This window comes from Kitasatospora sp. NPDC004240 (assembly GCF_053603215.1).
Genome location: NZ_JBSGFD010000089.1, coordinates 22,926 through 33,270 on the forward strand (window position 1 = coordinate 22,926; position 10,345 = coordinate 33,270).

A 10,345-nucleotide genomic window follows, 5' to 3' on the forward strand; every position below is an offset into this window, starting at 1 on the left:
CGCCGTCCCGGGCCGTCAGTTTTGGCATGCCCCCCCTCGAAGGGTGGCGGCCACAGTCCCCCGGCCCCGCCGGACCGGCGCACCTCACCAACTCCGAGGACGGGACCACACCCCGGCCGCGGACCGTCGCTTCAAGGAGCACACCGAACGTGTCGTACCCCACCCAGCCCGAGCTGTCCGACAAGTCGAAGGTCGTCGCCGGCATCCTGCAGATCCTGCTCGGCACCCTGGGCGTCGGCCGTTTCTACACCGGCCACATCGGCATCGGCATCGCCCAGCTGCTGACCTGCGGTGGCCTGGGCTTCTGGTCGCTGATCGACGGCATCCTGTTCCTCACCAGCAACGACCGCACCGACGCCCAGGGCCGTCTGCTCCGCAGCAACTGACCCCGCGCAGCGATCGACCCTTGCGCCCCGACAGCGCACCGCGCCGCCGCCCCGGTCCCGACCGGGGCGGCTTCGCCGTGTCCGGGCCGCCGCCGCGGGCGCCGCGGCGTTCGGAACGGCTGCGGGCCGCGTCCCCGCCGCTCGGCCTGCTGGCCGCGGGCCTCGCCGGGTCGGCGTACCTGTGGTCGCGCGACCCGCACCTGCCCGGACAGCTGCTGCCGTTCTGCGTCTGGCGCCGGGTGACCGGCCTGGAGTGCCCGGGCTGCGGCGGCACCCGGATGGCGTACGACCTGCTGCACGGCGACCTCGCGGCGGCCTGGCGGGACAACGCCGTGCTGCTGCTCGCGCTGCCGCTGGTGGCGCTGCTGTACCTCACCTGGCTGCGGCACGGACTGGCCGGCCGCCGGTGGCGTCCGACCCTGGGGCGGGGCGGGAAGATCGCGGTGCTCGGCACCGCCGCGGCCTGGACGGTGCTGCGCAACCTGCTCTGAGGTGCCCGCCCCGCCGTGTCGAGCGCCCGCCCCGCCGTGCCGGGGCGCTTGCCCCACTGCGCCCCTTGTGTCCGAAGTCCGGACCACGCTCGAATCCCTGTATGCCCGGCGGTGGAGAATTGGCACTGTTTGCCCGAATTCGCCCCGCCCGAATTTATTGATCTTGACCGAATTTTGGACAAGCACTTCCGTCGCGACATTTCCTTCACTACCTTTCCCACACGCTCTCTCGACCGGTAACCCCGCGAGAGGCACCGCAGGACCCTCAGGACGTCAAGGACGACACACCGCGGGCCCCAGCGCGGCCACCCACCCTGCGCGCGACACCCCCGTCCCGGAACGGCGCCCCGTTCCGGCGACCACCGCGGAAAGGAACTGCGCGTCGTGACTGCAGAGACCTCCCAGACCCTGGACCGTGGCGTCCGGGTCCTCAAGCTGCTCGCCGACTCCGAGCGCGGGCTCACCGTGACCGAGCTCGCCGCCAGGCTCGCCGTCAACCGGACCGTCGTCTACCGGCTGCTGGCCACCCTGGAACAGCACGGGCTGGTCCGCCGCGACATCGGCGGCCGGGCCCGGGTGGGCCTGGGCGTGCTGCGGCTGGCCCACCGGGTGCACCCGCTGCTGCGCGAGGCCGCGCTGCCGGCGCTGCGCAGCCTGGCCGAGGACCTCGGCGCCACCGCCCACCTCACCCTGGTCGACGGCAGCGAGGCGCTGGCCGTGGCCGTGGTCGAACCCAGCTGGACCGACTTCCACGTCGCGTACCGGACCGGCCTGCGGCACCCGCTGTCGGAGAGCGCGGCCGGCCGGGCGATCCTGGAGGCTCGGTCCTTCCCCAGCCAGCGCCGTCCGGAGCAGGGCTTCGTCATCACCCGCGCGGAGGAGCAGTCGGGGGCCTGCGGCGCGGCCGCCGCGCTGCTCGGGCTGAGCGGCATCGAGGGCAGCGTCGGCGTGGTGATGCTCAACGGGCTGGTCCCCGAGCGGGTCGGGCCCCGGGTGGTGGAGGCGGCGACCGAGGTCGCCGACGCCCTGCGGTAGGGCCCGTCCGGCACGCCTTCGGGGCCACGGCGGCCCCGGGGTGTGTTTGGATGCCTCTGTGCCCGAGCCCAAACTGCCCCCGGCCCTGACCGCCCCCCGGACCCGCGCGCTGGCGCTGTGCGGTGTCACGGTCGCCGCGCTGGCCGCCGTGACGGCCTTCGTCCCGCTGCCGTACACGCTGACCTGGCCCGGTGTGACGGCGGACACCCTCGGCAGCTACCAGGACCGGCCGGTGATCACCATCACCGGCGCGCCGGTCCGCACCACCGAGGGCGAGCTGCGGATGGTCACCATCTCGGCGACCAACCCGGGGGAGAAGACCGAATTCTGGCGGGCGCTGCAGGCCTGGGTGGACCCGGACGAGGCGATCCGCCCGACCGAGTCCGTCTACCCGCAGACCGATCCGGTCAAGGCCGAGCAGGTCACCGCCCAGCAGATGACGCAGTCGCAGGACAGCGCCACCACGGCCGCGCTCGACTTCCTGCAGCTGTCGCCGGCCCAGGTGAAGGTGAAGATCGACCTGGGCGACATCGGGGGCCCCAGCGCCGGTCACATGCTGGCGCTGGGCATCGTCGACAAGCTGGCCGGGGACCGCAAGGGCGGCGACCTCACCGGCGGGCAGAAGATCGCCGGCACCGGCACCATCGACGACCACGGCGTGATCGGCCCGGTCGGCGGCGTGCCGCTGAAGACCCAGGCGGCCGCCCGGGACGGTGCCACGGTGTTCCTGGTGCCCAAGGGGGAGTGCGCGGACGCCAAGGTGAACCTGCCGGAGGGCCTGCGGCTGATCCCGGTGGGCACGCTGGCCGAGTCGGTCGCCGCGCTGGACGCGCTGAAGAGCGGCGGCGCCGTCCCCTCCTGCTGACCTTCTCCTGCGGGTCCGCGCCGACCGGTGCCCGGCCGGGGCTCCCGGCTGCGGCGGCAGTCGGGAGCGACGGGCCGGTCCCTACATCCCGAAGGCGATCCGCACGAAGTCCTCACCGAGTCGGTCCCGCAGCCGCGCGGCGGTCCCGGCTAAGCGGTGTGCCTGCGCCATCGGCAGGGACAGCGCGACCGCCCCGATGCCGTCGCCGGCCACCACCGGCACCGCGGCGCCGGCGGTGCCCAGCGCGTACTCCTGGAACTGGGTGATCGGGTCGGCGCGGTGCGGTGCCGGGCGGCGGGGGAGCAGCGGCAGGTGTTCGGGCTCCCGCAGGGTGTACGGGGTGAGCGCCACCATGGGGTAGCGGGCCAGGTGGGACCGGCGTTCGTCGGCGGACATCAGGGCGAGCAGGGTCTTGCCGGCCGCGTGCGCGTGCGCGGCGGTCCGGAACCGGCGGCGGTCGATCAGCGGGGCGCCCGGGGCGGCGACCGCGCCGACCAGCTCCACCTCGCCCTGGCGGTACCAGGTGAAGTAGACGGCCGCCGACAGCTCGCCCGCCAGCAGCGCGAGCATCCGGTCGAGCCGGCCGCGGCCGGCCGTCGGGCTCTCCTCCCGGGTGAGCCCGACGAGGCCGGCGACGGCCGGACCGGTGAGGTAGTGGCCGTCGTGGCGCTCCAGGTAGCGGTCGTGCACCAGGGTGCGCAGCAGGTGGTACGTGGTGCCCAGGGCGAGGCCGGTGTCCCGGGCGAGCTGCTTGGCGGTGGCGCCCCTCGGGTAGCGGGCGGCGGCCTCCAGCAGGCGCATCGTGCGCTGGGCGGAGGTGATCAGGGTGGGCGCGGCGGAGTCGTTGCCGGCCGGTGGCTTGGGGCGTATGGGGGGACGGGGAGTCGAGAGGACGTTCATGGAGGGGATCTTCGTCCCGCACCAGGCCTCCGGCATATGCGCGACCGGCGGCGGCCCGGACCCGCTGTCGGTCGCGCCGCCGCTCCAGCGGCCTTACGGGGCCCGCCCGTTACTCGGCGGCGGCCTGGTCGACCAGCGGCAGGATCCGGTACGGCACCGGGTTCTCCAGGGCAATCGCCGTCGAGGAGCGGACGATCCCGTCGAAGCCGACCACCCGGTCGATCACCCGCTGCAGATCGGCGTTGGAGCGGGCCACGATCCGCACCATCATGTCCCCGTGCCCGGTGATGGTGTGCAGCTCCAGCACCTCGGGCACCGCCACCAGGTGCGCCCGCACGTCCGCCCCCTGCCCCTGGGAGATCTCCAGCGTGGCGAAGGCCGTCACCGGGTAGCCCAGCGCCGCCGGGTCGACCTCCGGGCCGAAGCCGCCGATCACGCCCCGCGCCTGGAGGCGGTCCAGCCGGGCCTGCACCGTGCCGCGGGCGACCTGGAGGCGGCGCGAACACTCCAGCACGCCGATCCGGGGCTCCTCGGCCAGCAGCCGGATCAGCCGGCCGTCCAGGGTGTCGATCGCGTCGTTGCCGCCGCCCGCCGCGGGGCCGGCGGGGCCGGAAGAGCCGGGAGCGGCAGGGGAGTTGGCGGATGGCATCGCGGGCACCGTCCTCCGGTGGGGGGGTTCGTTCGGATCGGTCCGGGCTCGGCCGGACCCTCGGGTACGGCCCGGTGAGGTCCCGTCCCGGTGGGCATTCTGTACAGCCCCGGCCCCGATTCTCCCGCCCCGGCGCACACCTTGACCAGGATGAAACGGAACAGTTGCGCGGCGGTTCCCCCGGCGCCACCCTCCAGCCACGACCCCGTGGGCCGCGTCCCCACAGCGACCACGGGCACACCAGGTCTCGTACGCCTACCGGGAGGGCCGTCATGACCGACCTCGCTACCGAACCCGTCCTGTTCCGCGAACCGGACGAGCTGGAGCTCGTTCCGATGGGACGCGCCGACGCGGTGGTCTTCGCGGTCGGGGACGCCCGGCGGGCCGCCCGCCGCTACGCCAGCGCCCTCGGACTGCGCTGTACCGCCTACGCCGGGCCCGAGACCGGCGAGCCGGAGACCGTCTCGTACGTGCTCCAGGCGCCCGGCACCCGCTTCGTGCTCACCTCGCTGGTGCAGGTGGTCGGGCCGCGCGGCCGGGAGCTGGCCGCGCACCTCGCCCGGCACGGCGACGGGATCACCGACCTGGCGGTGGGCGTCCCGGACGTCTACTACGCCTACGACTACGCCGTCGACCGGGGCGCCAGCTCGCTCGACGAGCCGTACGAGTGCCACGACCGGTACGGGACGGTGGTGCTCGCCGCGATCGGCGTGCCCGGCGGGACCCGTCACACCCTGGTCGACCGCTCCCGCTACAGCGGGCCCTACCTGCCCGGCTACCTGCCCTTCGAGCGGTGGTGACGGGGGTTCCGGACGGGCGCTAGCGGACCACGGTCTGGACGTCGGGCGGGTGGCCGTTCCAGGTCACGAAGACGGAGTTGGCGGTGGTACCGCCCTTGGAGAAGTCGATGCGCATCCACTGGTCGCCGTTCCAGACCTGCATCTGCCAGCCCGGGTCCGGCGTCGCCGAGACCAGCGAGGCCCGGTCCGCGCGGATGTCCAGGGCCACCTTGCCGCCCGGCACCAGATAGCTGCGCACCGAGGTGGTCGGGGTGGTGGCCGGCGCGGGCCGGCGGGAGGTGGGCGGGGCCTGGGTGGCCGGCGGGGCGGAGCTCGGCCGGGCCGAGGTGGAGGCCATGGCCGCGACCGGGCTCTCCGACTGCGGGGCGGACTGCGCGGGAGCCCCGGAGGGCACCGGCGCCGGGGCCGGATTGGTGGCGGCGGCGGGGGACGGCAACGGCAGCGCCGAGGGCTGCTCGAACGCGTCCCCGGTCAGCACCGTGTGCACACCGAACCAGGACAGCGCCACCGCCGCCCCGGTGGCCGCCGCCCAGGCGCCGAGCTGTACCAGTCCGTTCCGCATCGTGCGCACATCCTGCCGCATCCCGCCGCGCGGCAGGTGGGCACCCCTGCACTTCGGCAGGGAAGTTGCACAAACCACCAGGGGTCGGAGCGAACCGGTCGCAAGCCCCCCGGCGGGCCGCCGCGCACCCACCCCGAGGTACAGACCACCCCGCCGCTATGGCGTACCGTGCAGCCCCATGGCAACAGTGCTCGTGGTCGAGGACGACCCCTTCGTACGATCCGCCCTCATCCGGCACCTGGCCGACTCCGGTCACGCGGTCCGCAGTGTGGGTACGGCACTTGAGGCGCTGCGGGAGGTCGCCCAGGTGGGCTGCGACCTCGTGATCCTCGACCTCGGCCTGCCCGACCTGGACGGCAGCGAGGCGCTGAAGATGATCCGCGGCCTCACCAACGTGCCGGTCATCATCTCCACCGCCCGCGACGACGAGGCCGAGATCGTCCGGCTGCTCAACGACGGCGCCGACGACTACCTGGTGAAACCTTTCTCCGGGGAGCACCTCAGCGCCCGGATGGCCGCCGTGCTGCGCCGGCTCGGCGGCGGGGCCGCCCCGGTCGCCCAGGTGCTGAGGGTCGGCGGCCTCGCCATCGACCTCCAGCGCCGCGAGGCCGTCCTGGACGGGCGCCGGCTCGACCTCACCCGCCGCGAGTTCGACCTGCTGGCCTTCCTCGCGGCGCGGCCCGGCGTCGTCGTCCCGCGCAAGGAGATCCTCGCCGAGGTGTGGCGCCAGACCTACGGCGGCGACCAGACCATCGACGTCCACCTCTCCTGGCTGCGCCGCAAGCTCGGCGAGACCGCCTCCAACCCCCGCTACCTGCACACCGTGCGCGGCGTCGGGGTCCGCCTGGAGGCCACCGGGCAGGACGCCGGACCGGGAACCGCGCCGGTGGAGCACCGGACATGAGGCGGTTCAGCCACTCACTGCGCTGGGCGCTGATCAAGGCCGCCGTGGCCGGGACCACCATGGTCGCGCTGGCCTTCCTCATCCCGCTCGGCCTGATGGTCCAGCAGACCGCCCGGGACCGCGCCTTCACCGCCGCCGAACGGCAGGCCGCCGCCCTCGGCCCGGCCCTGGCCATCACCACCGACCAGGACGCCCTGGCCCGCGCCGTCGCCAGCACCGACGCCGGCGCGCAGAGCCGGATGGCCGTCCACCTGCCGGTCCCGTCCGGCGCGGGGCCCGCCACCGTCGGGCCGACCATCGGCGAGGTCCGCGCCCTGCCCGCCGACATCGCCACCGCCGCCGGCCAGGGCCGCTCCTTCACCGTGGCCGTGCCCGGCGGCTTCGCCCTGCTCCAGCCGGTCGCCGTGGACACCAACCGGACCGCGGTGGTCGAGGTGTACGTCGACGACGGCGACCTCACCCGGGGCGTGGCCACCGCCTGGCTGGTGCTGTCGCTGGTGGCGCTCGCCCTGGTCGCCATCTCGGTGCTGGTCGCCGACCGGATGGGCGCCCGGATCGTCGCCTCGGCCCGCCGGCTGGCCGCCGCCGCCCGTTCGCTCGGCGCCGGCAACCTCGCCATCCGGGTGCCGGTCGGCGGACGCAGCGACACCGGCAGCCCCGAGGAACTGCGCGAAGCCTCCCGGGCGTTCAACACCATGGCCGACCGGGTCGTCCAACTCCTCGCCGCCGAACGGGAACTGGCCGCCGACCTGTCCCACCGGCTGCGCACCCCGCTCACCGTGCTGCGGCTCAACGCCGCCTCGCTGGGCGACGGCGACGCCGCCGACGCCACCCGGCACGCGGTCTCCCAGCTGGAGCGCGAGGTCGACCAGATCATCCGCTCGGCCCGCCGGGCCCCCGAGGACGCGCCCGCCGTCACCGTCGGCTGCGACGCCGCCGAGGTCATCCGCGAACGGGTCGGCTTCTGGTCCGCGCTCGCCGAGGACGAGGGCCGCCGCTGGCAGCTGGCCGGCGCCGAACAGGCGACCCCGGTGCCCGTCCAGCGCGGCGACCTCGCCGCCACGGTCGACGCCCTGCTCGGCAACGTCTTCCGGCACACCTCCGTCGGCACCGCCTTCTCGGTGGACGTGCTCGCCACCGAGAGCTCCGTCATCGTCCTGGTCGGCGACGCCGGGCCCGGATTCACCGACCCGCAGGCCGCCCTGAAGCGCGGTCAGGGCCACGGCGGCGAGGGCTCCACCGGACTCGGACTGGACATCGTCCGCAAGCTCGCCGAGGCCACCGGCGGCGACCTCGCGCTCGGCCGCTCGGCCGTCCTCGGCGGCGCCGAGATCCGGCTGCGCATCCGCACCCGCCCGGACGACCCGGCCGGCCGCACCAGCCGCCGGCGCAGCCGGGGCGCGCTCTTCCAGAAGTGAGGTCGCCGCAGTGACCTGGTACATCGAGGCCTACGAGAGCGACGGCGACGCACACCTCGCCGACCACCCGCTGCCCGCGGACTTCACGGTGGCCGACGCCGCCGCCGTGGTCGGTGACCACCCCGACCTGATCGGCAGCGCCTTCCCGCTGGACGCCGACGGGCTCGCGGCGCTGGGCGCCCGGGCGGGCACCGTGCTGGACCCGGGGGCCGCCGCGTACTTCCTGATCGCGCGCGCCGACTGACCGGCCGGGCCCGGCCGGTGGGCGCGGGCCGGTCCGGTGGGCCGGGGCGGGCGGACCGCCGCGGGACCTCTTCCTTAAGAGCTCCCTAAGGGAGTTGTACCCCTCGCTCAGCAGGCCGGTTCCGGGCCGGCGGCGCCGCTAGCGTCGTCCGGGTCGGTCGCCCCCGTGGCGCCCGCACACTCCCCGACCCCGGCACCCCCGTGGAGGTACGCCCCCATGACGACCCAGACCAACCGCCGTACCGGCCACCGCCGGCGCAGCCGCAAGGGAGCCGTCATCGGGGCCTCGGCCGTCGCCGCCGCGCTCGTCGCCGGCGGAGTCGTCGTCCTGGCCTCGTCGGCCAGCGCCGCCTCGCTCGGCGCCGTCTACAGCCGCACCAGCACCTGGGACGCCGGCTACACCGGCCAGTACCTGGTCACCAACCCGGCCGGCTCGGCCATCGAGGACTGGACGCTCAGCTTCGACCTGCCGGCCGGCGCCAAGATCGACTCGCTCTGGAACGCCACCTTCACCGCCCAGGGCCAGCACGTCACCGTGAAGCCCGAGTCCTGGAACAAGCGGCTGGAGCCCGGCAGGAGCGCGGTGATCGGCTTCGTCGCCCAGGGCACCGGCGCGGCCCAGGCCGAGCCCGGCAACTGCCTGATCAACAACGTCTCCTGCAAGGGCGGCGACGGCACCCCGCCCACCCCCTCGGGCCGCCCGACCGGCACCCCGACCACCGGCCCCACCCCGACGGCCACCGCCACGGCCACCGCGACCGCGTCGCCCACGGTCACCGCCTCGCCGACCGTCACCACCAAGCCGACCACCCCGGCCCCGACGCCCACCGCGACCGCCACCGCCACGACCCCGCCGGTCCCGGCCGGCGCCGGCTTCGCCCCGTACGTCGACACCTCGCTCTACCCGCCGTACAACCTGGTCAACACCGCCAACGCCACCGGGGTGAAGAACTTCACCCTCGCCTTCGTGGTCTCCGGCGGCGGCTGCAGCCCCAAGTGGGGCGGCGTCAGCGACCTGTCCACCGACGCGGTGGCCGCCCAGATCGGCGCGCTGCGGGCGATCGGCGGCGACGTCCGGGTCTCCTTCGGCGGCGCCAACGGCAGCGAGCTCGCCCTCGCCTGCTCCTCGGCCACCGAGCTGGCCGCCGTCTACCAGAAGACCGTCGACGCGTACGGCCTCACCAAGGTCGACTTCGACGTCGAGGGCGGCGCGCTCGGCAACGCCGCCGCCAACACCCGCCGCGCCCAGGCCATCGCCCAGCTGCAGAAGACCGCCGCCGCCAAGGGCCGCCCGCTGGACGTCTCCTTCACCCTGCCGGTGCTGCCCTCGGGCCTCACCCAGGAGGGCGTCAACCTGGTCGCCGACGCCAAGAAGAACGGTGTCTCGATCGGCGCGGTGAACATCATGGCGATGGACTACGGCGACGGCGCCGCCCCGAACCCGCAGGGCCAGATGGGCAAGTACGCGATCGCCGCGGCCACCGCCACCCAGGGCCAGGTGAAGAGCGTGCTCGGCCTGGACGACGCCGCCGCCTGGCGCAAGGTCGCGGTCACCCCGATGATCGGCGTCAACGACGTCGCCAGCGAGATCTTCACCGTCGCGGACGCCAAGCAGCTCGCCGAGTTCGCGAAGAGCAAGCACCTGGCCTGGCTGGCCATGTGGTCCGGCACCCGTGACAAGCAGTGCGACGGCGGCGCCAAGGCCTACGCCGACGCCTCCTGCAGCAGCATCGTCCAGCAGCCGCTGGACTTCACCCGGGCGCTCGGCGCCTACACCGGCTGACCCGGCCGGCCCCGAATCCGGATTCCTCCCCCCGGAACCCCGGCCGTCCGTGCTCCGCCCGCAACGGAGCACGGCCGGCCGGGGCGTTTTCGCCCCCGCCGCCATCACGGTGGGTGATCACCCGTTCTCGCAGCGCTCCCGGGCCGGGGCGCCGGGCATCGGGTATCGTCGCTGGTCGGTCGAGCGGTGGACGGAGCGAACAGTGACAGCGGTGCAAGACGAGCGCAGCGCGGTGCCGACCGCACCGGTCCCCTCGCCGCCCCCGCTGTCGGACCGCCTGTCCGCCGCCGTGCGCGCACCCGCGCGCGC

12 protein-coding genes are annotated in these 10,345 nt (G+C 74.8%); 9 read left to right on the forward strand and 3 right to left on the reverse strand.

The window, feature by feature from the left end:
• Positions 1-149 precede the first annotated feature (149 nt).
• From ACWEQL_RS23630 to ACWEQL_RS23645, 4 genes are all read left to right on the forward strand, one after another.
• Positions 150-386: a TM2 domain-containing protein gene (locus ACWEQL_RS23630; protein WP_452152281.1), complete on the forward strand. Its 237-nt coding sequence runs from the start codon at positions 150-152 to the stop codon at positions 384-386.
• A 77-nt stretch (positions 387-463) separates the two neighbouring features.
• Positions 464-877 carry a DUF2752 domain-containing protein gene (locus ACWEQL_RS23635; protein ID WP_452152294.1) on the forward strand — a complete coding sequence of 138 codons (414 nt, stop codon included), beginning with the start codon at positions 464-466 and terminating at the stop codon, positions 875-877.
• 384 nt (positions 878-1,261) lie between these two features.
• Positions 1,262-1,912 carry an IclR family transcriptional regulator gene (locus tag ACWEQL_RS23640; RefSeq protein ID WP_452152282.1) on the forward strand — a complete coding sequence of 217 codons (651 nt, stop codon included), beginning with the start codon at positions 1,262-1,264 and terminating at the stop codon, positions 1,910-1,912.
• Between the two features lie 58 nt (positions 1,913-1,970).
• Entirely contained in the window at positions 1,971-2,777 is an 807-nt protein-coding gene (locus tag ACWEQL_RS23645) for a S16 family serine protease (protein ID WP_452152283.1), read from the forward strand.
• Positions 2,778-2,858: 81 nt separating this feature from the next.
• Here the strand turns inward: ACWEQL_RS23645 and ACWEQL_RS23650 are convergent, their stop codons facing one another.
• A complete protein-coding gene (locus ACWEQL_RS23650; RefSeq protein WP_452152284.1) occupies positions 2,859-3,677 on the reverse strand; it encodes a helix-turn-helix domain-containing protein in 819 nt (272 codons plus the stop codon).
• Positions 3,678-3,786: 109 nt separating this feature from the next.
• Positions 3,787-4,326, reverse strand: coding sequence for an Lrp/AsnC family transcriptional regulator (locus ACWEQL_RS23655; protein ID WP_452152285.1), 540 nt, complete (start codon positions 4,324-4,326; stop codon positions 3,787-3,789).
• Positions 4,327-4,598: 272 nt separating this feature from the next.
• Between ACWEQL_RS23655 and ACWEQL_RS23660 the strand changes: the two genes are divergently transcribed.
• On the forward strand, positions 4,599-5,126 hold the full coding sequence (locus ACWEQL_RS23660; RefSeq protein ID WP_452152286.1) for a VOC family protein: 528 nt from the start codon (positions 4,599-4,601) through the stop codon (positions 5,124-5,126).
• 19 nt (positions 5,127-5,145) lie between these two features.
• Here ACWEQL_RS23660 and ACWEQL_RS23665 read toward each other — a convergent pair whose 3' ends face one another.
• Positions 5,146-5,688 (reverse strand): hypothetical protein, encoded by a 543-nt coding sequence (locus ACWEQL_RS23665; protein ID WP_452152287.1) that lies wholly within the window; start codon positions 5,686-5,688, stop codon positions 5,146-5,148.
• Between the two features lie 178 nt (positions 5,689-5,866).
• On the opposite strand from ACWEQL_RS23665, the gene ACWEQL_RS23670 reads away from it, so the two are divergent.
• The 4 genes from ACWEQL_RS23670 (at position 5,867) to ACWEQL_RS23685 (ending at position 10,036) form a co-directional block, all read left to right on the forward strand.
• Positions 5,867-6,592 (forward strand): response regulator transcription factor, encoded by a 726-nt coding sequence (locus ACWEQL_RS23670; protein ID WP_452152288.1) that lies wholly within the window; start codon positions 5,867-5,869, stop codon positions 6,590-6,592.
• On the forward strand, positions 6,589-8,010 hold the full coding sequence (locus ACWEQL_RS23675; RefSeq protein WP_452152289.1) for a HAMP domain-containing sensor histidine kinase: 1,422 nt from the start codon (positions 6,589-6,591) through the stop codon (positions 8,008-8,010). The genes ACWEQL_RS23670 and ACWEQL_RS23675 overlap by 4 nt, the downstream gene beginning before the upstream one ends.
• A 10-nt stretch (positions 8,011-8,020) precedes the next feature.
• On the forward strand, positions 8,021-8,254 hold the full coding sequence (locus ACWEQL_RS23680) for a hypothetical protein (protein ID WP_452152290.1): 234 nt from the start codon (positions 8,021-8,023) through the stop codon (positions 8,252-8,254).
• 216 nt (positions 8,255-8,470) lie between these two features.
• Complete coding sequence (locus tag ACWEQL_RS23685) at positions 8,471-10,036, forward strand: glycoside hydrolase family 18 protein (RefSeq protein ID WP_452152291.1); 1,566 nt, start codon at positions 8,471-8,473, stop codon at positions 10,034-10,036.
• Positions 10,037-10,345 lie beyond the last annotated feature (309 nt).

Coding starts and splice junctions, on each gene's coding strand:
- ACWEQL_RS23650 (WP_452152284.1), bottom strand. CDS start 3,677: ATGAACGTCCTCTCGACTCCCCGTCCCCCCATACGCCCCAAGCCACCG.
- ACWEQL_RS23655 (WP_452152285.1), bottom strand. CDS start 4,326: ATGCCATCCGCCAACTCCCCTGCCGCTCCCGGCTCTTCCGGCCCCGCC.
- ACWEQL_RS23660 (WP_452152286.1), top strand. CDS start 4,599: ATGACCGACCTCGCTACCGAACCCGTCCTGTTCCGCGAACCGGACGAG.
- ACWEQL_RS23665 (WP_452152287.1), bottom strand. CDS start 5,688: ATGCGGAACGGACTGGTACAGCTCGGCGCCTGGGCGGCGGCCACCGGG.
- ACWEQL_RS23670 (WP_452152288.1), top strand. CDS start 5,867: ATGGCAACAGTGCTCGTGGTCGAGGACGACCCCTTCGTACGATCCGCC.
- ACWEQL_RS23675 (WP_452152289.1), top strand. CDS start 6,589: ATGAGGCGGTTCAGCCACTCACTGCGCTGGGCGCTGATCAAGGCCGCC.
- ACWEQL_RS23685 (WP_452152291.1), top strand. CDS start 8,471: ATGACGACCCAGACCAACCGCCGTACCGGCCACCGCCGGCGCAGCCGC.